Raw genomic sequence first — 23,102 nt, 5'->3', positions numbered from 1 at the left:
CTATAAAGCGAACTTGTGGGCGTGATAGCATGTTAACGCGCGCTCCCACATACCTCCAACCTTGCCATTACCGACAGGTTTCCCCTCAATTTCAATTACAGGCGCAATTTCTTTGCTTGAGCTGGTTAACCAAACTTCACTGGCATTGAGTAACTCGTCACGCTGGATAGGCCGTTCATGCACCTGAATACCCTCTGCTGTTAAACTGGTGATAACCAAATGACGCGTGATCCCCGGCAAAAGTTGGTTATCTAGCGGAGGGGTAACGACTTCATTATTTATTACAGCAAACACATTGCATACACTAGCTTCGGTGATATATCCCTGTTGATTAAACAATATTGTTTCGTTAACGCCGCCTTCCTGACTTTGCTGAAAATGCATAACATTGCCTAACAGTGAAGTAGATTTGATGTGACAGCGGCGCCAGCGTAAATCTTCTTGCAGCATCACCTTAAGCCCTTGCGTCTGGGTTCTATCAGCCGGCTTTGATGCTGCAATTTCAAATGCAAAAGCAAAAACCGTTGGTGTTACGTTCGCTGGATAGGCGTGAAAACGTTTAATATCCGCTCCACGACTGACGTGCAGGTATACACCAATGTTGCCAGACGGGAACGTATTTTGGTTCTTTTCCAATAGCGACTGAACTATCGTTAGCCACTCATTATCAGGTGCTGAAACGGTTATTCCAATCGCTTCTAATCCGTTTTCCAAACGCTCCTTGTGCAAACGACCACCTACAATCCTGCCGGCATAACTAGGGATCACCTCATAAATCCCGTCACCAAATAAAAACCCGCGGTCTAAAGGAGATATTCGCGCGTCTTCCAGGGGTAAATAAGTTCCATTTAAATAGGCAATACTCATGCAGGCTCTCAATTTATTTAAGGTTGTTGTTAGTTCGGGGCGGTGATTTCCGCTAGCTGATTCAATATACGGTGATAATTAAAAGATGCAATTGCCGGATCGACCTCGGTGAAAGAAATCGACTCGTTAGTTGCAGATTGCGCCACTAACGGTAAATCACTGCGCACAATTTGCGCTATTTTCGGGTAACCGCCCAGGGTTTGATGATCAGCCATCATAACTATGGGTTGACCATCAGCCGGTACTTGGATCGTCCCCATAATAAGTGGCTCAGACCGCATGGCATAATTGCTAGCGCAGATTAGGGGCCCGCTTATACGATATCCCATGCGGCTACGTTGTCCACTTACCGCATACTCACCGGTTAAAAAACGTAACCATTCACAGCGTGAAAATCGGTTTCTTTGGGGTCCAGCGGTGACCCCAATAGACCGCTTAGCATAGATTTGTTGACATAATTGTTGTAACCGTCCTAACTTCAACGGTTCAAGTGGATTTGGACTGGTTTTGAGTGCCTGCCAATGCAATTCGTCTCCCACCGCCAATGCACTTCCACTACCATCAATTCCGCCCGCGTGTTCTCGCACCACACATGACTGGCTACCATACGCAAAGCAACACTTAATAACGCCAGAAAGGGCGAAATAAGCGATACGTGTCGGGGATTCCACAGTGATAACATCACCTTGTTTGACCCTATGCGCTTGCAGGCAAGCACTAGGCTGTTGGTTTATTGTTAATGAGGCTTCTTTACCTGCTGCGCAAATCCAAGTATCGGAGGTGACAATGGCGCTAAATCTGCCCTGATGCAACTCAATCTGAGTTGTTTTATGGGGTAATCTAAGTAGGCATCGATTAACCTCGAAGGCGAACCAATCCATTGGGCCGCTGACGGTTGCTCCAAGGTGCTGTTGACGCCTGCGGCCAGCATCGATCAATAGCGCTTGCAACGGTACTTCAGTAATTTGCAGGGCCATAGAACGTTTAACTCTCAATGCTATCTGGATAAAACTGCACGCTATCACCAACCTGAAGTTTTAACTGTTGAAACTCAGCTAAATCTGCAACTTGCCCGAGTAAATTCCAGCCTCCGGGAGAAACCGCAGGATACACAGCAGAATAACTGTCAGCGATAGCGACTGCTCCTGCGGGCACGTGAGTGCGCGGCGAGGGGCGTCGGCTAACTTGGAGATTGTCAGGAAGCTCACCTAAATAGGCGAAGCCTGGAGCAAAGCCAATTGCATAAACTCGCAAAGGTTGAGCACAATGTAGTTCAACAATACGTTGCGGCAAAACGTTAAGGGATTTTGCCAATTCAGTTAGATCATAGTCCGGTGCCAAAGAGTATTTCACTGCAACCTGATACTCCCGTTTTGTAGTTTCGACTGAGCCTTGTTGCTGAGTTCTGCACAGTAACTGCAGCGCTGCATAATGATCAGCATAAGCAGTATCGAAAACCACCAATAAGCTATCAAAACTCGGCACTAAATCTGTTACCCAATCCGGGACGTTTTTGCTTAAGAAGTGAAAGCATTGAGTAACATGGGTATTTTGTTTAGCTAAACTTGCGCCGGCAAAATACAACAGCAAACCGTTTTCGCCGCAAAATTGATAATTACGAATGTTCCAACTGGCATCTAGGTTTAGCACGGTGCCCCCCAATGACTAGAGCATATGCCGCACAGCACTGGCAAGCGCCGTACTTTCTGGATTATCACCATGAATACAAAGACTGGTTACCGGCACATCTATGGACTTCGAATTGCTGGTTACGACCCGATGTTGCTCAATTAACAACTTAGCCTGCTCTAACGCTTCATCAAAGGATAACACTGCGCCAGGCTGTGACCGTGGGGTAAGCGTTCCGTCTGGCTGATAGCGGCGATCAATGAACCCTTCAAAAATAAGCGAGAGTCCAAATTCGTGACTTTCACGAGTGAAAGTTTGTTGTCGTTCTCCACCCGTTCCCTGCACCATTAAGCGCAATGTGCCAAAAGCGCTCACTGCCTCCATAGTGGCTCTGCGCACATTCGCATCCACCGTAAAATCATTGTACAAAGCACCGTGAGGTTTAACATACGTAAGCTCAGTTCCCGCTAATCGGCACATTGACTGTAATGCAGCCACTTGATATTGGATCATGGCGACAAGTTCCGCGTGTGCCACCTTCATGCTTCTACGTCCAAAACCAAGTCGATCTGGATACGACGGATGTGCGCCAATAGCAACCTTGTGGGCTAATGCTTGCTGAATTGTACGCTTGATAACTAAGGGATCACCAGCGTGGAAACCACAAGCAATATTGGCTTGATCAATATATTGCATGATCTGCTCATCAACGGGCATTTTCCACGCACCATAATCTTCCCCAAGATCACAATTTAAATGCATATCGATGAATATCCTCTAAATACAGTTCTGCTTTACTGCGACTATGCGTACAATACTATGATGACACATTCAAAACAGTTAAAGAATGATCCAGATCGGCAAAACTAATCGCTTAACCGTTACTGACATAATGCCATTTGCATATGTTTTAGCACACCAAGAAGATGATCAAGAGGTAATGCTTCCCACGGTATGCACTCCGCAAAAGTTAAAAGAAGGTGATGAAGTTACCGTCTTTGTTGCCCCAGATGAAAACGGCCAGTTATCTGCTAATACGCAAATTCCCAAGGTTTGTGTGGGTGATATCGCGCTATTGACCACAAGGGGCGTGACCGAGTTTGGCGCATTCTTTGATTGGGGACTTGAACGTGATCTACTCGTTCTTAAAAAAGACCAAGAGCGCCCAATTGCAGAGGGAATGCAGTATTTAGTCTATGTCTATTATGACGATAAGAGTCAACGTGTATTGGGAAGCACTCGATTGCATTACTTTTATCCAGAAAAGCTACGTGAACAGGATAAATTCACACCGCAACAGGCAGTGTCTGCAATTGTTTACGCTAAAACCGACCTCGGTTATAAAGTTCTGATTAATAATACTTTCCTTGGTTTATTGTTTCATTCAGACGCGGTCAAAAAGCTCCACACGGGAGATACGATCAACGCATTTATTAAACAAATTCGCAGTGATGGTAAAGTCGATATCACCATGCTCAGTGATAGTAAACAAGGGCGTATTTCTCTTGAGCAGCAAATATTGGATGAATTGAAAAATTTTGGTGGTCTTTTAACCGTTACCGATAAAAGTAGCCCAGAGGAAATTTACGCCCTCTTTGGCGTAAGCAAGGGCGCTTACAAAAAGGTTATTGGCAAACTATATAAAGAGAAACGAATTTTGCTCAGTAAAGACAGCATTAAACTAGTGGAGTAATAGGATGAAAGCAACGGTTACCTGGCAAGGGGGACTTTCTTTTAAAGGCAAAACCGATTCAGGTTATGAAGTAGTCATGGATGGTGATAAGCAGGCTATATCACCGATGGAGTCAGTCCTGGTTGCTGCGGGAGCATGTTCGTCTGTTGATGTGGTCGAGATTTTACGTAAAGCTCGACAAGACATTGACGAGTGCTACTGCGAGTTATCTGCACAACGCGCTGCAAATCCTCCGCGCGTGTTTGAAACTATTCATGCGCATTACGTAGTAAGCGGCAATGACATTAAAGAAAAACAGCTTGCACGTGCAGTGCAATTATCCGCTGAGAAATATTGTAGCGTTATGCTCATGCTTGATGGTGCAGTAAACATTACAACTAGCTTTGAAATTAAGCATCCTAGCGCATAGCTTTGTTATTTAAGCCAAATAATAGTGGTGATTTTCATGATTTAGTGAAAATCGCCACCATTACTTGTTTAGTTATTCACCACTCTGACCAATTAAATGCTATGTGATTGTATTTATTGGATTTTATTTCCACCTGCAGAACTGGCATAGCTGATGCTCTACAGTGAGTAAAACCTAATGGACACTCACTTATGAACGCTAAAACATTCTTTACTCCGCTTAAAACCTCTGCACTATTGTGCGCCATTGCTCTCTCTGTAGGTCCACTGACTGGCTGTGGTGATGCTGGTGCAAGCGCTCCTACTGATATTACTGCTGAAGAAACCGTAGTTGCCATACCAGTTGAGGCTGCGCATGCTGGAGCTGGTGATATCAGCTCACATTACGCGACGACGGCTGTGCTTGAAGCCAAGGAGGAAGCCTTCGTAGTTGCTCGAGCATCAGGCATCATCGACGCTATTTATGTTGAGGAAGGCGACTTTGTTGAAAAGGGTCAAGTTTTAGCGCGCTTGGATGCGCAACGTTACGAATTGAACCTTCAAAAAGCGCAAGCTGAGTTACAAGGTATTGAAAAAGAGCTCGCCAAAATCAACAAAGTTTATTCGCAAAAGCTAGTCAGTGATGATGTCTACGATAAATTAACAGCTCAACATGCATCTGCGAAGGCTTCTCTGGCTATCGCCGAACTTGATCTGAAAGAAGCCACTATCGTTGCTCCAATCAGTGGCTTCATTGCGGAAAGAAACGCCAAGGTAGGTAACTTAACCGAGAGTTTTCAACGTGAACGTATGTTCCATATCGTGCAACAGCGTGAATTACAAGGTGTTGTTCACTTGCCGGAAAAAGAGTTAGCCAACATTAAAGTTAATCAACCCGCGGCACTGACTATTGCAGCTATTGGTGACCGTGCGGTTAACGCATTTGTCGAGCGTGTCAGTCCAGTGATCGATGCGAAAACCGGAACGTTTAAAGTTACTCTGCGGGTTCCTAACCCAGACAACATTCTGCTTGCCGGCATGTTTGCTGAAGTTGAACTCGAATACGCCACCCACAACGATACCACGCTGATCCCTCGCCGCGCTTTATTGTCAATTGACAATAAAGACAGTGTGTTTGTTATTGCCGATGGTATTGCTAAGAAAGTCGCTGTGACTACAGGTTTTCAGAATTCAGAATATGTCGAAATTTTGGAAGGACTAGAAGGTAATGAACAAGTGGTTACCGCCGGCCATCATAATCTTAAGGACCAGTCACCTGTAGAAGTGATTGCTGACGATTTGGGTTAAGTACCAAGTATTAAGGAACGATTATGAAAATTGTAGATCTAGCGGTAAAACGCCCAGTTGCAATCAGCATGTTCACATTCGCCATATTACTTTTCGGTATGGTGTCGTTATCCCGATTGTCAGTGAGTTTGTTACCCGAATTATCCTACCCCACTCTAACAGTTAGAACTGACTATGATGGTGCGGCGCCGGTAGAAGTAGAACAGTTAGTATCCAAACCCATTGAAGAAAGTATTGGTGTAGTGAAAGGGATCCGCAAAATTACCAGTACGTCGAGACCAGAGCAATCAGATGTCGTGATTGAGTTTAACTGGGGTACAGACATGGACTTCGCAAGCCTTGAAGTGCGCGAAAAACTGGATGTCTTGTTACTTCCCTTAGACGTGGATAAACCACGTTTGTTGCGCTTCAACCCTACCCTTGACCCGATTGTTAAGCTTGGCCTCGGATTTCAACAAGCGGGTCAGCAAACCACTACGGACCAACTCAAGCAACTGAGGATCTACGCGGAAGAACAAATTAAACGTCGCTTAGAATCTATAGAAGGGGTTGCCAGTGTGCGCATTGGCGGTGGTTTAGAAGATGAAATTCATATTCAGGTGGATCAAACTCGCGCTAGTCAATTAGACATTCCATTGAGCACCGTTGTTGATCGCTTAAAACGTGAAAACGTAAATACTGCCGGTGGCCGTATTAATGATGGCGCTCAAGCGTTTTTGGTGCGTACAGTCAATCAATTTGAATCGATCGACGATATTGCGGAACTGTTTATCGCCACCCGCAATGGCAGGAATATTCGCCTTAGTGATATCGCAACTGTGCGCCAAGCATACAAAGAACAGGATTCAGCCACCCGCTTTAATGGCTTACAAGGCAGTGAAATTGCGATTTACAAAGAAGGTGATGCCAATAGCGTTGCCGTTGCAGAACGCATCCAACAAGCACTTGGCTCTATTCAACAACAATTACCTGCAAGCTACTCGTTGGATAAAATCTATGACCAGAGTGAATTCATTTCGCAAGCCATTAGCGACGTAAAATCCGCAGGCTTAGTTGGTGGTCTGTTGGCCATGGTCATCATTTATTTATTCTTACGCTCGTTCTGGCCAACCTTAATCATTTCAATATCAATACCTGTTTCAATCATTGCCACTTTTAATCTGATGTACGGTAATGACATATCACTGAACATAATGAGTCTTGGTGGTATTGCGCTTGCCATAGGTTTGTTGGTCGACAATAGTATTGTCGTGCTGGAAAACATTGACCGTGAAAAGCAGCAAGGTGCTAATGCTCAAGATGCAGCAAAACATGGTACTAAACAGGTCGCCAGTGCGATAACTGCCTCTACACTAACCACAATGGCAGTCTTCTTTCCGCTGGTCTTTGTTGAAGGTATTGCCGGGCAATTGTTTCGCGACCAAGCCTTAACTGTGACTTTTGCTCTACTTGCCTCATTAATTGTTGCACTCACCTTGATCCCGATGCTTGCTAGTCGTTCCAGTGGCAAGAACATCGCTTTTGAACAAGATTTCTCAGCCCCTGAAGAACCACAACCCGCGCCACGCGGATGGCGCAAAATCGTTGGGTTCCTTGGGCTACCCTTCAAACTTGTTGGTAAGATGTGCTTTGTTGTAATACCTGGCGCCATTATGGTGGCACTGGTTTTTGTCTGGCGCTTGTTGAGCAAAGGACTTTATTGGTGTTTCAAGCCATTTGTCATGCTCTTTAATGGGGTTTTTACAGGCTTACAGTCAATGTATACCCATATACTTTCCATGGCCTTGCAAGCACGTGTGGCTACGTTTGCGGTAATCGTAAGCGTGGCACTTGCCGCAGTTCTACTGGTACCGCGCTTAGGTATGGAGTTAATCCCACGCATGGCGCAAAATGAGTTTTTTGTTGAAATAAACCTCCCTGCAGGTACCCAACTGGCGAAAACCGATGCAACTTTGACGAATATAGCTACCTTTGCGCAATCATTAGCATCTGTGGAGCGCACCTACTCACTTGCAGGAACCGGCAGCTTAGTGTCAGCCGCACCATCTCAAGGCGGCGATCACTGGGGCAAAGTAAACATTGTAATGACTGCTGGTAGCGAGCAAAGCGATGTTGATGCGGCTATGGAGGCAATCAGAGCGCATGCGAGTAAATTACCGGGTGTGACAACAAATTTTGCTTATCCTGAATTGTTTAGTTTTGCAGCACCAATTCAAGTTGAATTAAACGGCTATGATTTAGCGACACTGCAACGGCATGCGCAAGCATTGATTGAGCAGTTTAATGCAGAATCGCGCTTTACCGATATCAACACATCGTTACGGCCGGGCAATCCGGAGTTAGCGATTGATTTTAATCATTCTCAACTGAACCAATTGGGGTTAGACGCGGCCTCGGTAGCGCAATTGATTGCAGCTAAAGTCGGTGGTGATATTGCAACCCAGTTTTCCATCGACGATCGCAAGGTTGATGTGTTAGTACGCACAGCCGAACAGCAGCGCGACAACTTAACCGATATTGGCAACATTATCGTTAACCCGAACGCAGCACAGCCTTTACCATTAAGTGCAGTAGCTAACCTAAACATGGAAACCGGCCCCAGCGAGATTACCCGGATTGGTCAACAACGCGTTGCCGTTATTAGCGCTAACCTAGCCTTCGGTGATATTAAACAAGGGGTAGTTGCGGCTCAAGCGATCGTCGATCAATATCAGCTACCAGTAGGTATTACCGCTCGTATCGCGGGGCAAAATGAAGATATGCAAGCCAGTTTCACTAGTTTGCAACTCGCATTGGCATTGGCTGTGTTTCTCGTTTACTTAGTCATGGCGTGTCAGTTTGAATCTTTGTTCCAACCGCTTCTTATCTTGATGGCCGTTCCTTTAGCAGGAGCTGGATCAATCTACGGACTATGGATGACAGGAACGACCGTCAGCGTGGTCGTGTTTATTGGCTTAATCATGCTCGCTGGTATCGTCGTAAATAACGCAATAGTGCTTATTGATCGGATCAATCAATTGCGTGAAGAGGGTCAAGAGAAAACCGCTGCTATCAAAGCTGCAGCGTTGCAACGTTTGCGCCCAATTGTGATGACAACATTGACTACAATCCTTGGTTTGCTACCCATGGCTTTAGGTATGGGTGAAGGTGCTGAAGTGCGCACCCCAATGGCAATAACCGTTATTTTTGGCCTGTTGTTCTCGTCTGTACTGACGTTAGTTCTACTCCCCGTTATGTACAGTCTGTTTGAACGCAAGCAGTTTACGCCAAAGTCGGCGGATCAACTGACCAGTTCAACTCAGCCTGAGGAGCCAGTGTATGGATAAGTTTGAAGTTGCAGGAGCAGCGCTGGCCCGTTTCGCCATGCGCCGCCCAGTTACCGTATGCATGGTTTTCGTGACGTTACTGATTTTTGGAGCGATTGCGGGCCGCTTACTGCCATTGGAAAAATTCCCTGGAATTGATATTCCGCAAATGGTTATTCAAATCCCCTATCGTGACTCAACACCAGCAGAAACCGAGCGCATGATAACGCGGCCAGTGGAAGAAGCAGTAGCAACCATGTCGGGTATAAAACGGATGTTTGCGAATAGCTTTGAAGATCGCGCTGAGATTTTCATGGAGTTTGCTTGGGATGAAAACATCAAAGCAAAAAGCATCGAGGCGCGCGAAAAAATCGACGCTATTCGCCATTTATTGCCTAATGACGTGGACCGGATCCTAGTATTTAAATTTAATACTAACGATATGCCAATTTTCCAATTACGGGTATCCAGTGAGCGCGACCTATCAAATGCTTACGACCTTCTTGATCGTAACCTAAAACGCCCCATTGAGCGTGTTCCTGGCGTGTCTAAAGTTGAACTGTACGGTGTGCTTAAAAAACATATTGTCGTACGCATTGACCCGGAACGCGTTGCTGCATTAAATGTAGACGCCAATCAACTATCTGAAGCGTTGCGCAACGCTAACTTTTCGATTAATGCAGGCTACTTCTACGATCAAGGGCAAAAAATCACATTAATGCCGCAAGGCGACTTTAGGAGTCTCGATGATATTCGTGATTTGATGGTGCAAAACAGCGTCCGTTTGAGCGATATCGCTACGGTTGGCTACGAGACACCTGAGCGCAATGAAGGTCGACATTTGGACCGCACCTACGCGGTTGGCTTCAACATTTATCGAGAATCAGGCAGTAACCTTGTTGAAGTATCAGAGCGCGTCATGCAGGTAATTGATCAAGCAAAAACTGATCCTGCATTCAATGGTATAAGTCTTTTTGTTATGGATGACATTGCTGCAAGCGTAACCGAATCACTCAGTGATTTGATTGCCGCTGGGCTACTGGGAGCCGCTTTATCCATCGCAATCTTGTTTGTGTTCTTGCGGCAAATTACCACGACATTGGTTGTCGTATTGTCGGTCCCCTTCTCTATTTGCATAACGCTTGGCATGATGTATTTGTTTGGTTATTCACTGAATATTCTATCGCTGATGGGGTTGATGTTAGCGGTCGGTATGCTTGTTGATAACGCCGTAGTGGTGACAGAGAGTATTTTTCAAGAAAAAGAAACTGAGAAAGATACTAATAAAGCCACAGAAAAAGGCGTGGGTAAAGTAAGCCTAGCTGTCATTGCCGGCACAGCCACAACTGCAATCGTCTTTTTACCCAATATTGTGGGCGTTAAAATTGACGTTACCGTGTTCTTAGAGCACGTCGCGATTGCGATTTGTATTTCCTTATTTGCCTCTCTGTTGATCGCACAAACCTTGATCCCGTTACTGGCTAGTAAAATAAAGCAGCCAGCGAAAAAGCCTACACAGCAAGGTTCTGGTAAAGCACTGGCATTTTATCGTAAGAGCCTGCAATGGACCTTGGGCAATCCAGGTAAAGCCTCATTGATTGCCGTGATGATTTTAGTCAGTACAGCGATTCCAATGCAGTTTGTCACCCAAGATGGCGATGGTAACAATAATCAAGAGCGTATTTGGTTGAATTATCATATGCAAACCAATTACCGCCTTGAAGAGGTTGAGAAAACAGTGAATAAAATGGAAGAGTACTTGTATGCCAATCAAGAGCGCTTCCATATTAAACAAGTCTATACCTACTATAATCCGGGGCATGCCGTATCGGGTATCACCCTGAATGAGGATTTACCAATCTCCGTTGCTGATTTAAAGAAAATGATCAGAGATGAAATGCCTTCATTCGTGCGTGCTCGCCCCTCATTCCAATGGGATACCGACAATGGTGGTGGGGTCAGACTAACGTTATTGGGAGAGTCTTCCGAGCGCCTCCTCTCGCTTTCTGAACAAGTAGTTCCGGTACTTGCATCGATTGACGGACTATCTGACGTGCGAGCTGATACCGGCTCGATGCGTGAAGAACTACAAGTTAGAGTGGACCGCGATCAAGCCTTTAAAGCAGGACTAAGTACTGCAGATGTCGCTGATATCGTGGGTACCGCTCTGCGAGGGTCGCCACTGCGCACTTTCCGCCATGACCCATCGGGTGAGATAGATATCCGCATGATGTACGGCGAAGACTTACAAAGTTCGTTGGCGAAACTGAAAGGTTTAGTGATCCGTCGAAATGGTACTCAACAGGTTACCTTGGATCAGGTCGCTGATATTACCGTGCAGCGCCAACAGTCGCAAATTAGCCGTAGCTACCGGCAAACGGCCATTACGATTGGTGCTAATCTTGATGAAGGGTTAACTCTCGAGCAGGCGCGCGAGCGGATCACCAGTGTTATGTCTCATCTAGAGTTTCCTACCGGTTATCAATGGACCTTTGATGGCAGCTTTAACCGCCAAGACGAAGCAGCAGCGGTGATGCAAATGAATATGCTTTTGGCTGTATGCATGATCTACGTGGTTATGGCAGCTCTGTTTGAGTCTCTGCTGCTACCTACAGCGGTCATTACCTCACTATTGTTTTCATTCACAGGTGTATTTTGGGCGTTCTTCTTCACCGGTACACCGATGTCGGTGATGGGTATGATTGGCATGCTGATCCTTATGGGAATTGTCGTCAACAACGGCATTGTATTGGTGGATAGGATAAACCAGCTCATTAACCAAGGAGCAAGCTTAATTGATGCGGTAGTCGAAGGCTGTAGCTCGCGAGTTAGACCGATCCTGATGACTGTAGCAACGACCGTATTGGGTCTGGTGCCTCTAGCGATGGGAACAACGCGGATTGGTGGTGATGGACCGCCCTATTCACCAATGGCCATCGCAATCATTGGAGGCCTGATATTCTCAACGCTCACCAGCTTGGTATTGGTTCCGCTTGCGTATGTACTGCTGCTGAAGATGCGTTTCCACTACGCAAAATTGTGGCGACAGTGCCGTCAGTGGGTCGGCCGTTGGGTTACCGCGTAACATAAAAGGCCTGAGTGCGATAGACTATCGCACTCAGGCCTTCACTTCTTGTATGCAGGGGTTTTTCTTTATTAAATCGCTAAAAAATTAGGTTATTCGTATTTACGTTCTACTTTTGTTTCTATAGCGTCAATATAGGCATGCCAACTGGCATAACCAATGAGCGGCATTAGGAAAATGAACCCGACGAAACCAGTCACAAAGCCTAAAGCAACGGCAGAAAAGATAATTCCGCCCCAAATAAACATGGGAACTTTATTCACCCAAACTGCATTCATACTGGTCAGTACAGCAGTAGCAATATCGACTTTACGTTCCATCAATATAGGCTGAGTAAATGCACTAATGAAAAACACCAGCATGGTAAATCCGGCGCCAACCACGGTACCAAGCGCCAAAAACGGCAGCAAGTTCTCTAATGTTGGGTCGAGATAAGACGGATACAGCGCGTGAATTAATGCTGCCACACGTAACCAAAAGATCATTAGCACCATGAGTAAAATCCCAAAGCCCCATTCATTGACCGCATTTCGTGTGATTGCGCGCAATGAATGACGCAATGAAGGTTTATGCCCTTTTTCCAACTCCCAGCTCACATCGTAAAGACCAGCGGCAAGGAAAGGGCCAATCAACATAAAGCACACAATCGCCGGTAAAATCACTAAGTGCCAACCGGTTAATTGCACTAAATAGGCGATAAACCACGGTATGAGCGCAAATAAAACACCATAAAACACGCTTAGACCTGGTGTTCTAAAGAAATCTCTTAACCCTAGCGATAACCATTTTATCGGGTCACCAACATCGAGTTCTTTGCACGGAATAACTCGCGCAATCTTGCTCTCGGTAATGGCGTTCTGCGGGGTTTCTTTAAAGTGTTGCGACATAGTAGATTCCTTATGAATGCTATCTAACAGTGTAAGCAGGATCACTGTTGATCACTGGCACTAATAAAAGATACGCACTAAAACCTCAGTTTAGTTCACATCTTTTTTACAAAGTATAGTTAACATTCAATGATTTGCTATGTGCTAGCCTATTTTTTTAGCGATTAGAACCATGCCGATGCATAACGACAATCGATATTAATTTAGCCTCTGAATCTAGCTAAAATTGGTAAGTATGAAGTCTATTTTTGGCTTTAGTATGTTGCAGGCTGCCAATACAGCGCAGAACCGTATTGTTCGCTCAAAATGCGATTAAGGTCGGCAAAACGAGTAACGGGATGGTCGACGCCTACCACACAAGCACAGGTAAAGCGGTGACAGTTATTCTCCAGTAGATCGTATTCAGAATAGTCGAACACTCGGGATAGCGCGCGCTGCGCAGCGTCATCAGAGGCAAACGGCTGGTGGGATTGATTACAGGCGACGTATATGCGGTTGCCGCTGCGCTCGTGCAAAAAACGCTCAGGTGAGATCGCACGGATCAGACCATTGCCGCGTAATTCGACAATTTGGCCGTCAACCCAAATACCTGTGTGTTGAAATAGTTCATAGATACCACAGCACACTACTGCGCCATTAGCCGGAGCCACTGGCACAGCGCATTCACCGGGGAAGTGATTGATATGCCCCTGTGACTTTTGCATTTCCCGACTAATCTTTGAGCCCGCTAACAATGCCGCGGCGCCAGCTCCGAGCCAAACCAGTGGTAATGGCATACTTCAACCTCAATAACCGTGCCCAAGTTACAGTGTAGTGCTGCACAAAAACTATACAAGCAAGAAAATGTAACGTTTTTTTACCGTCGATACCGAATAATCGCTTAACAGCAACTACCCGCCTGTATTACCCTAGATGCCTTGGTTCAAGGTGGCAGTTTAATGAATAAAGTTGGCAAATCGCGGAAGTTAGATAATGTCTGTTATGACATTCGTGGTCCGATCGCCGAGCGGGCGCGCAAGTTGGAAGATGAAGGACATCGGATCCTTAAGTTGAATATTGGCAACCCTGCCCCGTTTGGTTTCGAAGCGCCCGACGATATTCTAAAGGACGTCATCCGTAATTTACCCAATGCACAAGGTTACTCTGACTCCACCGGTATTTATGCGGCCCGAGTGGCTGTCATGCAGTACTACCAATCCAAAGGCGTGAAAAACACAGCAATTGAGGACGTTTTTATTGGGAATGGCGTCAGTGAAATGATCATGATGTCTATGCAAGCCCTACTAAATACCGGCGATGAAGTGCTGTTGCCAGCGCCCGATTATCCCTTATGGACAGCCGCAGTTAGCTTGTCATCAGGTACACCTGTACATTATCGCTGTGATGAAGCCCAAGATTGGTTCCCTGACCTTGTTGATATCGAAAGCAAGCTCACTGAGCGCACCAAGGCCATAGTGCTTATTAATCCAAATAATCCTACTGGTGCGGTTTACAGTAAAGAGCTTTTGAGCGAAATCATTGCATTGGCTCGCAAATACAACTTGGTCATTTTCAGTGACGAAATCTACGACAAGATTCTCTATGATGACGCACAGCACCACTGTATTGCTGCGATGGCTGATGATCTAGTCATTTGTACGTTTAGTGGACTTTCGAAAAATTATCGCGTAGCAGGATTTCGCGCGGGGTGGTTGATCGTTAGTGGCAATAAGCTCGCTGCTCGAGAATATATTGAAGGGTTAACCATTCTTTCATCCATGCGGATGTGTGCGAATGTACCGTGTCAACATGCAATTCAAACCGCCCTAGGCGGTTACCAGAGCATTAATGAATTAATCCATGATACAGGCCGCCTAAAATTGCAGCGCGACCTCGCCGCACAAAAATTAAATGCCATCGACGGTATTAGCTGCGTAGTGCCTAAAGGAGCAATGTATTGTTTTGCTAAAGTGGATGCGAAGAAATTTAATATCACCTATGATGAACAGATGATTATGGATCTCTTGGATAACGAAAAGATCCTGTTGGTTCACGGGCGTGCATTTAATCTTAATGATGGGATTTACTTTCGATTAGTATTCTTGCCGCATTTGGATGAGCTCAATACAGCTCTGGACCGCCTGGCGCATTTCTTTAGTTATTACAAACAAGGTTAACGTTAAGTGAAACAAAGTACTTTTCTCGCTTGGATCTTGCGCATGCCGCTTATCAAGCGCTGGGCATTAATGCATTCAGTAAAAAATGAAAACGTAGCCGAGCACTCCCATCAAGTGGCGGTAATCACCCACTTGCTGGCGGTGATCAAAAACCATTATTTCAACGGACAAATCAGTGCGGAAAAAGCGGTAACCGTAGCACTGTATCACGAGATTTCAGAAACCAAACTGCAAGACATTAATCATGTCACTAAATATCACAATCCAGAGTTAACTAAAGAATTCAAGAAGTTAGAAGAGATTGCTGAACTGGAGTGTTTGGAAACCTTACCTGAAGAGTTACAAGCTCAGTTTAAACCGCTGATCGTTCAATCAGCCGTAGATCCTGAGTACAAACGCATTGTTAAAGCCGCAGATCTAATCGCTGCCTATCTCAAAGCGTGTGACGAAATTGCCTTTGGAAATCGTGAGTTTCATCACGTCAAACAGCGTCTCGAGTTGATGTTAGCAGACTATGTAGAGACGATGCCTGAAGTCGAGTTCTTCTTGTCGACCTTTAAAGACAAATGCCTCGTTAGCGTTGATGAACTATCCGAATAAACCAATACAAGCTTGTCCATGTGGCTCTGGCCGGAGCCACAGCTCTTGCTGCGGACCACTGATTGAGGGCAAGTCAACTGCCTCTTCGCCGCAAGCCTTAATGCGATCGCGCTATACCGCCTACGCGATAAAAGCGTTTGACTATGTGCTCGATACCTACGCAACTCAATCACGACCGAGTATTTCCGCTTCAGACCTTGCCAACGACAACCAAAACACAACATGGCTGCGACTGGTTGTCCATGAATATGAGCAAGGGTTGAGCACTGGCAAGGTTTCATTTAGCGCCTTTTATAAAGACAAGCAAAATATCTATTGCCTCGCTGAAGGATCACGGTTTGTGCTTGAAAACGACGAGTGGAGATATCTTGATGGAGAATTATTACCAGCAACAGGTAAGCTCAAGGTTGGCCGCAATGACCCTTGCCCTTGTGGCAGCACACAGAAAGCTAAGAAGTGTTGTTTGCGCTGATCGAGGCAATTAACCGTTGCTGCACAATATTCACTCTATTATCCTTTGCTTGTCCGGTAACGCGAAAACCAAGGAATTTCTGTGACCCATAGTTGCACTGCTGATAGTTCACAATGGCATGAACGCCGTTTACCACGAGTCGAAAACCGTGATGGCGATCATCGCAGTCCATATCAACGTGATAAAGCGCGCATATTGCATTCTGCTGCTTTTCGCCGGTTACAAGCGAAAACCCAAGTACTAGGGGTTGGACTCAGTGATTTCTACCGAACCCGCTTAACCCATTCGCTTGAGGCTGCCCAAATCGGGGTCGGTATATGCGCCCAACTTCAGGTCAAATACCCAGCCGAGTCTGAACAATTAGGGCTTGATAGTAATCTTATTGAAGCACTGTGTTTAGCCCACGATATTGGTCACCCGCCTTTCGGGCATGGCGGTGAAATAGCACTAAATTTTATGATGGATTCACATGGCGGATTCGAAGGAAATGGACAAACATTCCGCATAGTCACGCAATTGGAGCCCTACACCGAATGGCACGGCATGAATCTGTCACGCCGCACTATACTTGGGCTAGTGAAATACCCGCACTTCATTTCAAGGTTACGCGTAACGAAAAATATAGCGCCAAACGACAAATTAGCGCTAAGAACTGTTAAAGCTCGCGATTGGCACCCACCTAAAGGGTTGTTTGATTGTGATAAGGCCATTTTTGACTGGCTACTACAGCCTCTTTCTAGTGCGGATAAAAATCAATTAATGCAAGTTCAAGAGAAACCCAATCAACACGCAAAAACCATCCATAAATCCCTTGATTGTTCGATCATGGAATTGGCTGATGATATTGCATATGGCGTTCATGATTTGGAAGACGCCATTGTCATGGGTATGGTTAATCAGCTCGATTTCACTAATTTTATGCGAGCAAAAATAGAAGCGTTAGATATACCCGGTTTATCAAACCAATTTGATGAACTAACCCTCAAACTCTTTAGCCGTCAACACTTTGAACGTAAAAATGCGATTGGCGCGCTAGTTAACTTATTTATAACTGCAATATCACTTACCAGTAAAGGTTGCTTCAGTTCTGAATTACTCGATTATAATGCCATTATGCCAACGCAGCATGCCGAAGCATTGGGCTTGTTTAAGCAGTTCGTTTATTTAAAAGTTATTCAAAAACCAGAAGTTCAACTTTTGGAATACAAGGGGCAACAAACCGTCATGGAGCTGTTTCAAGCATTTGCTTCTGATCCCGAACGACTGTTGCCAGACAATACCCGTCAGCGCTGGCGTGAGGCGGAAGAAAACGGGCTTGGGCACCGTGTTCTTGCTGACTATATCAGTGGCATGACCGATGAATTCGCATCCCGCTTGTACTCCAATATGTTTGTTCCTAAACGTGGCGGAACCCACGATACCTTGTCTCTATAATCAGTAGAGCGCTGGTTTATTGAAAGATAAACAATCGAAATAAGGTCTTATAGCGTATCTATGATTTTGAGTGGACGCTGTCGATATGTTAATCAAAAAGCCCAAACAGTATGCACTCAGTGAGAATGTCGTCACTGATGAAGCTGTTTATAAATCCCGCAGAACCTTATTAAAACAAATGGGATTTGTTGGTGCTGGTGCACTGTTAAGTCAGTCTGCACAAGCGATCAATTGGTTTTCTGATGATGAAGACAGAAAATTTAAACAACGCGCTCTCTCCTTTACTGCAAATGAAAATTACCGTAGTGCAGAAGAGTTAACGCCGGAAAGCAAGGCGACCAGTTACAATAACTTTTATGAGTTTGGCACGGGAAAAGACGATCCCGTCGAGAACGCACAACATTTTAAGGTCGACCCTTGGTCATTAACAATCGACGGACTAGTAGAAAAACCAATCACCCTAAGTTACGACGATCTATTTAAGCGATATGCCTTAGAAGAACGTATTTACCGACTGCGTTGTGTAGAAGCCTGGTCAATGGTGATCCCCTGGATAGGCTTTGAATTGGGCAAAATTATCCAACAAGCCCAGCCTTTAAGTTCAGCTAAATTTGTCGCATTTCAAACATTACATGATCCAGAGCAAATGCCAGGACAACGGAATCGTTTCGTCGGAGGTGGGATCGACTACCCATATGTTGAGGGCCTGCGCTTAGATGAAGCACTCCATCCATTAACATTATTGTCCGTCGGCGTTTACGGTAAAACCCTGCCCCCACAAAATGGTGCGCCTATTCGCTTAGTAGTGCCATGGAAGTACGGATTTAAAAGTATAAAGTCGATAGTACGTATTCAATTAACTGATTATATGCCCCCTACTACGTGGAATCGCCTTGCGCCGCAGGAGTATGGTTTTTACGCTAACGTTAATCCTAATGTTGATCACCCACGCTGGAGCCAAGCCCGCGAGCGCCGTATTACACGTGGCGGCTTATTCTCGCAAACACGTATCGATACCCTACCATTCAATGGTTACACCGAAGTCAGTGATTTGTATAGCGGAATGGATCTGAGCAAGTTTTATTGATGAGTATTCCAATTAAAGCGCTAAATAAGCGCACGCCAATTCGGTTAAGTCCAGTTCACATCCTAGTACTCAAATTGGTTATTCACGGTATATGTTTAGGCATGTTGGGCAATATATTATATCTTGCCATTTACGATAAGATCCCTGGTGATCCAGTCGACGCGCTTTTACATTTTAGCGGTATCTCGGCAGTTAATATGTTGCTATTTAGTTTACTACTATCGCCAGTGGCTAAAGGGTTAAAAATGGGGATGCTGATAAGCTTGCGTCGTGTGAGTGGTTTGTATGCGCTTTTCTTTGCCACGCTACACATTATTACTTTTGTAGCTTTTGAACTGCAATTTGAATGGACATTAATTGGTAGAGAGATTATCGAGCGTCCTTTTATTACTGTAGGTTTGGTTGCTTGGCTTTTGTTAATTCTGTTAGCTGTTACTTCAGTCAACACACTCAAGCGCAAAATGGGTAGAACTTGGCAACAGTTACACAACTGGGTCTATCTTGCTGCTCTGTTAGCCGTCATCCACTATTATTGGTCGGTAAAGTCAGGATTTACCGAACCCTTATTATACATTGTAGCCGTGGCAGCCCTTTTGTATCTGCGTAGGGAAAAGCTACTTAAGCATCTACGGCGTTAACCTACCTTAAGTACATATATCATGCCTGCACCCCGCACAACCTGTTGAATTTAAGGGATTTTACAACCACGATCTCAAAACTTAATTTTTCAGATATATTCATATATTTGCGATCATCCATATTGCTAAATAAAAACACCTCAAATTGATTGTGAGTAAAAAACATTCAATTTTTTAAATTTTTGCTTGCATGTTTTTTTATACAGCACTACTGTATACCTATACACTGTATAAATATCAGGTAAACACATGAACACAGCAACCCCTATACAAAGCAGTAATATTGTTCCTTTAAACCACCCACGTGCGCAACGTGGCTGGCACTATTTAATTGCTAATAATGTGGTGTTTGAAAAAGCGTTTTACCAGCAGCATGGCCATGGTATTCGGATCCAAAAGCCACACGATTCGCAGGTGCCAAAATGGATTAAACGGTTAATTACATCAGGCAAATGTGAAGCCATCTATGTTGAAGATTTAAGTCTTGCAGAAGAAGAAAAGCTCATGATCCAAGCATTGTGCACGCAGTACTCAGTTTCGTTAGTCGGTTTATCCGTTAATGACAGCCATATCGACAATGTCGTTCAAGGGCCTTGGTAAATCCTTTGAGCTAAAACAGTCAGGGAATGACTGGAGTTGCACGCCAACGGGTTCTTGTCTTTTGATAAATCACGCGATCCTGAGGATTACCCTTAAGATTTAAGTAATCCACATTTCTAACTGAGATTAAGAGTAAACCAAAGTGTGTTGGAACAGGTTCAAACTTAGATTTATCCGCGACTAAGTTGTCATTGTTTTGGCGTGGTGTTTTAGGAACTCCCCATAAGAATTGCTTTTTAGCCGCAGTGGATAGTTGGTCCCAATAACGACCGCGTAAGTTGATTTCATCGTGTTTAGGATCTAGCAGTAGTTCACAATGTCCACTTAACCGATACTGCTCACGCGTCGTGGCAAAGTACCAACATAACGCGACACGTTTACAATGCTGTAGTTCCTTCCATTTTTCCGTTCGAGCATCAGTGATAATCAATAGGCGATGTTGTTCATCAAACCCACGGAAAACCACGGTTCTATTTTGGGGGTACCCTTCACGATCAATTGATGCTAGCTGCAAATAACGGCATTCAGGAACGTTTTTTGTCTTATATAAACTACGTGCGAGTGGTTGGCGCCATAAGGGAAGCTCAGATACCGCATTCTGATCGTTCATATACAGTGCCTAATTTCTCACCGAAGGTTGACTGCGAGTAGCGCGATCGAATAATTGGTAAAAATTTTCAGTTGTTGCTGTAGCAATCGTTTCAACAGAAACTCCGCGTAGTTTGGCAATACATTCAGCGACTTCAACCACATAGCCTGGTTGATTTTGCTTTCCACGGTGAGGCACCGGTGCTAACCAAGGAGAATCGGTTTCTATCAGCATGCGTTCCAACGGAATTTGCTTTGCGACTTCGCGTAGCTCCTTGGCGCTATTAAAGGTAACAATGCCAGAGAAAGAAATGTAAAAACCAAGATCTATTGCTGCTAAGGCCATTTCAAGCGATTCAGTGAAGCAATGCAAAACACCCTTAGTATCTGGCTTCAAATGGGTACGTAAAATCTCTAAAGTGTCTTTTCGTGCATCACGCGTATGGATAATCAGTGGTTTTTTAACGTTATTAGCAACCTTGATATGATCTATGAAGGATTGTTTCTGTACGTCTCGGGTATCTTCGCTGTAATAATAATCCAGTCCTGTTTCACCCACCGCAACCACCTTTGGGTCGGCACAAACAGCAAGCAACTCATCAAAACTGCAGCTATCTTCTTGATGCAGCGGATGCACACCACAAGACACTGATACATCGGCATAATCTTGTACGACTTCGAGCATAGGCGCATAGTCTTTTACTGACACCGAGACACAAAGAAAATGTTGCACTCCGCGTTGACGCGCAAAGTTTAGCGTCTCATCTAGCGCTTTTTTCCCCATATTTAAGCGATCGAGATGACAATGCGAATCAATATACATACCTGTCTAAAAATCCTCTAACAATTTGAATGTTTCAACCAGTAACAATACTTTATTCACCCCAGGATGCCTTGCGGTTTCAGCTAGCTGCTGAAGCTTATTAACGACATCCCAATTATTCTGGTCCATCGAATATTGCTCTGTTTTTATCAGACTATGTACCCATCGCTGAGACCAATTGATCACATCCGCACTTTTCTGTTGCCACTTTTCTGCAGCAGCTAGAATATTTTCTTGTTTAGCACGCAATGCCTCAGCAAGGTGTAGAAAATCGTCATAAGCCAATTCGTCGTTTTCTTCCAAACTGCGCAAAACCGCAAGCGGCGCATTACCATAGCCTTGCATCAATTCAGGCGTGATTGAATGCACTGTTTCTGCTTTCAGTTGCGTTCTAACCCAATCAATACTGACGTCTAATTGTGGTGTCGGCAGAACGCATTTTTCGCATCTCGACATTATCGTAGGTAATAACCGATGCGGTTGGTCAGTGACCAGCAATAAATAAGTCGATTGTGTGGGTTCTTCCAGTGTCTTTAACAGCGCGTTCGCTGCAGACTCACTCATCAAATGCGCATCGGCGATAATTAACACTTTATTGTGGCTCAGCTGCGCGGTTTTACTTAATGACTGGATGGCTGAACGAATAAGATCGACACCAATCTGCGACTTATCGGTTGCTACCCAATAATAGTCTGGATGACTTTTTGCGTTAAACAATTGACAAGACTGGCATTGATTACAACTTTCGCTATTAACTAGTGCTTTACAAAGCAAGCCCTTGGCTAAGCTTTCAGCATACCAGTGTTTACCAATATCTTTTGCGCCACACAGCAAAAGTGCATGGTGTAGGCGCTTTTGTTCTGCCCGCTGCAAATGCTGTTGCAGTGTTTCATTAAACCAGGGAATACTGCTCATGCTTCAAATACATTATTTAGTTGTGCAACGACTGCAGAATGCACCTCTGGCATTGACTGCATTGCATCGATCACTATCACTGAGTCGTCTGCGTTAGCTTCCTGTAGATATGCATTGCGTACACGGTGAAAAAATTCAACATCTTCCTGCTCAATACGATCCAGCTCGCCACGCCCGCGTGCACGCGCGAGACCCACTTCAGGTTCAACATCGAGGTATAAGGTTAAATCAGGCTTGAAACCACGTAATGTCACGCCACGGATAACATCAATTAATTCTCGAGCAACCCCTCTGCCTCCCCCTTGGTAAGCCAAGGAAGATAAGTCATGACGATCACCCACTACCCACTGACCCGCGTGTAATGCTGGTGCGATAACATTGGCAATCAACTGTGATCGTGCGGCATACATTAACATCAGTTCCGTTTCCGTCGTCACTGTTTCCTGCCATGTTTGCTTCACACATTCCCGCAACGCCTCTGCCAAGGGCGTTCCACCGGGTTCACGTGTTTGCTTTACCTGAAATCCTTGTTGACGAATTTGCTCGACGATTGTCGCAATCACTGAGCTTTTCCCTGCGCCTTCAAGGCCTTCAACAACGATAAATTTTCCTGAATTTAACTGCACGC

22 protein-coding genes are annotated in these 23,102 nt (G+C 45.0%); 12 read left to right on the top strand and 10 right to left on the bottom strand.

Translation table 11 applies throughout. From position 1 onward, the window contains the following. The 4 genes from CSH92_RS08735 to CSH92_RS08720 are packed head-to-tail and all read right to left on the bottom strand — an operon-like array spanning nt 1 to nt 3,258. Nucleotides 1-867 (bottom strand): aminotransferase class IV, encoded by an 867-nt coding sequence (locus tag CSH92_RS08735; protein ID WP_100657216.1) that lies wholly within the window; start codon nt 865-867, stop codon nt 1-3. A gap of 29 nt (nt 868-896) precedes the next feature. Beyond that, complete coding sequence (locus tag CSH92_RS08730) at nt 897-1,844, bottom strand: 5-oxoprolinase subunit C family protein (RefSeq protein ID WP_100657215.1); 948 nt, start codon at nt 1,842-1,844, stop codon at nt 897-899. Between the two features lie 7 nt (nt 1,845-1,851). After that, complete coding sequence (locus tag CSH92_RS08725; protein ID WP_164084697.1) at nt 1,852-2,517, bottom strand: 5-oxoprolinase subunit B family protein; 666 nt, start codon at nt 2,515-2,517, stop codon at nt 1,852-1,854. A gap of 15 nt (nt 2,518-2,532) precedes the next feature. Beyond that, nucleotides 2,533-3,258 carry a 5-oxoprolinase subunit PxpA gene (locus tag CSH92_RS08720; RefSeq protein ID WP_100657213.1) on the bottom strand — a complete coding sequence of 242 codons (726 nt, stop codon included), beginning with the start codon at nt 3,256-3,258 and terminating at the stop codon, nt 2,533-2,535. Between the two features lie 85 nt (nt 3,259-3,343). Between CSH92_RS08720 and CSH92_RS08715 the strand changes: the two genes are divergently transcribed. From CSH92_RS08715 to CSH92_RS08695, 5 genes are all read left to right on the top strand, one after another. Then, nucleotides 3,344-4,189 (top strand): CvfB family protein, encoded by an 846-nt coding sequence (locus CSH92_RS08715; RefSeq protein WP_100657212.1) that lies wholly within the window; start codon nt 3,344-3,346, stop codon nt 4,187-4,189. Between the two features lie 4 nt (nt 4,190-4,193). Then, nucleotides 4,194-4,598, top strand: coding sequence for an OsmC family protein (locus tag CSH92_RS08710; protein WP_100657211.1), 405 nt, complete (start codon nt 4,194-4,196; stop codon nt 4,596-4,598). 191 nt (nt 4,599-4,789) lie between these two features. Further along, nucleotides 4,790-5,884 (top strand): efflux RND transporter periplasmic adaptor subunit, encoded by a 1,095-nt coding sequence (locus tag CSH92_RS08705; protein ID WP_100657210.1) that lies wholly within the window; start codon nt 4,790-4,792, stop codon nt 5,882-5,884. 23 nt (nt 5,885-5,907) lie between these two features. Next, on the top strand, nt 5,908-9,210 hold the full coding sequence (locus CSH92_RS08700) for an efflux RND transporter permease subunit (protein ID WP_100657209.1): 3,303 nt from the start codon (nt 5,908-5,910) through the stop codon (nt 9,208-9,210). Next, nucleotides 9,203-12,274 carry an efflux RND transporter permease subunit gene (locus tag CSH92_RS08695; RefSeq protein ID WP_100657208.1) on the top strand — a complete coding sequence of 1,024 codons (3,072 nt, stop codon included), beginning with the start codon at nt 9,203-9,205 and terminating at the stop codon, nt 12,272-12,274. Before CSH92_RS08700 ends, CSH92_RS08695 begins: the two co-directional genes overlap by 8 nt. A gap of 92 nt (nt 12,275-12,366) precedes the next feature. On the opposite strand, the gene CSH92_RS08690 is transcribed toward CSH92_RS08695, so the two are convergent. Next, on the bottom strand, nt 12,367-13,161 hold the full coding sequence (locus CSH92_RS08690; RefSeq protein WP_100657207.1) for a DUF2189 domain-containing protein: 795 nt from the start codon (nt 13,159-13,161) through the stop codon (nt 12,367-12,369). 254 nt (nt 13,162-13,415) lie between these two features. Next, nucleotides 13,416-13,937: a C40 family peptidase gene (locus CSH92_RS08685; protein ID WP_100657206.1), complete on the bottom strand. Its 522-nt coding sequence runs from the start codon at nt 13,935-13,937 to the stop codon at nt 13,416-13,418. Between the two features lie 162 nt (nt 13,938-14,099). Between CSH92_RS08685 and CSH92_RS08680 the strand changes: the two genes are divergently transcribed. From CSH92_RS08680 to CSH92_RS08650, 7 genes are all read left to right on the top strand, one after another. Further along, on the top strand, nt 14,100-15,317 hold the full coding sequence (locus CSH92_RS08680) for a pyridoxal phosphate-dependent aminotransferase (protein WP_100657205.1): 1,218 nt from the start codon (nt 14,100-14,102) through the stop codon (nt 15,315-15,317). Between the two features lie 6 nt (nt 15,318-15,323). Further along, nucleotides 15,324-15,917: a 5'-deoxynucleotidase gene (yfbR, locus tag CSH92_RS08675; RefSeq protein WP_100657204.1), complete on the top strand. Its 594-nt coding sequence runs from the start codon at nt 15,324-15,326 to the stop codon at nt 15,915-15,917. Beyond that, the gene (locus tag CSH92_RS08670) at nt 15,901-16,389 is read left to right on the top strand and encodes a YchJ family protein (RefSeq protein WP_276307862.1); all 489 of its coding nucleotides are present in this window, start codon (nt 15,901-15,903) and stop codon (nt 16,387-16,389) included. The genes yfbR and CSH92_RS08670 overlap by 17 nt, the downstream gene beginning before the upstream one ends. Before the next feature lie 81 nt (nt 16,390-16,470). Continuing rightward, nucleotides 16,471-17,823 carry an anti-phage deoxyguanosine triphosphatase gene (locus CSH92_RS08665; protein ID WP_100657203.1) on the top strand — a complete coding sequence of 451 codons (1,353 nt, stop codon included), beginning with the start codon at nt 16,471-16,473 and terminating at the stop codon, nt 17,821-17,823. Nucleotides 17,824-17,908: 85 nt separating this feature from the next. Continuing rightward, the gene (msrP, locus tag CSH92_RS08660) at nt 17,909-18,910 is read left to right on the top strand and encodes a protein-methionine-sulfoxide reductase catalytic subunit MsrP (RefSeq protein WP_100657202.1); all 1,002 of its coding nucleotides are present in this window, start codon (nt 17,909-17,911) and stop codon (nt 18,908-18,910) included. Beyond that, nucleotides 18,910-19,548 carry a protein-methionine-sulfoxide reductase heme-binding subunit MsrQ gene (locus tag CSH92_RS08655; protein ID WP_100657201.1) on the top strand — a complete coding sequence of 213 codons (639 nt, stop codon included), beginning with the start codon at nt 18,910-18,912 and terminating at the stop codon, nt 19,546-19,548. Before msrP ends, CSH92_RS08655 begins: the two co-directional genes overlap by 1 nt. 249 nt (nt 19,549-19,797) lie before the next feature. Further along, nucleotides 19,798-20,148, top strand: a complete 351-nt coding sequence (locus CSH92_RS08650) for a hypothetical protein (RefSeq protein ID WP_100657200.1) — start codon at nt 19,798-19,800, stop codon at nt 20,146-20,148. Nucleotides 20,149-20,167: 19 nt separating this feature from the next. On the opposite strand, the gene CSH92_RS08645 is transcribed toward CSH92_RS08650, so the two are convergent. The 4 genes from CSH92_RS08645 to tmk are packed head-to-tail and all read right to left on the bottom strand — an operon-like array spanning nt 20,168 to nt 23,100. After that, on the bottom strand, nt 20,168-20,758 hold the full coding sequence (locus CSH92_RS08645) for a pyridoxamine 5'-phosphate oxidase family protein (RefSeq protein ID WP_100657199.1): 591 nt from the start codon (nt 20,756-20,758) through the stop codon (nt 20,168-20,170). Nucleotides 20,759-20,767: 9 nt separating this feature from the next. Next, on the bottom strand, nt 20,768-21,559 hold the full coding sequence (locus CSH92_RS08640) for a TatD family hydrolase (RefSeq protein WP_100657198.1): 792 nt from the start codon (nt 21,557-21,559) through the stop codon (nt 20,768-20,770). Nucleotides 21,560-21,565: 6 nt separating this feature from the next. Then, nucleotides 21,566-22,474, bottom strand: a complete 909-nt coding sequence (holB, locus tag CSH92_RS08635) for a DNA polymerase III subunit delta' (protein WP_100657197.1) — start codon at nt 22,472-22,474, stop codon at nt 21,566-21,568. Next, nucleotides 22,471-23,100 carry a dTMP kinase gene (gene tmk, locus CSH92_RS08630; RefSeq protein ID WP_100657196.1) on the bottom strand — a complete coding sequence of 210 codons (630 nt, stop codon included), beginning with the start codon at nt 23,098-23,100 and terminating at the stop codon, nt 22,471-22,473. The genes holB and tmk overlap by 4 nt, the downstream gene beginning before the upstream one ends. Between the last annotated feature and the right edge of the window lie 2 nt (nt 23,101-23,102).

Source organism: Neoalteromonas flava, assembly GCF_002807685.1.
GTDB classification, from domain to species: Bacteria; Pseudomonadota; Gammaproteobacteria; order Enterobacterales; family Alteromonadaceae; genus Alteromonas_E; species Alteromonas_E flava.
Note: the sequence above shows the minus strand (reverse complement) of the source record. Positions and strands in the feature narration are given on the sequence as shown.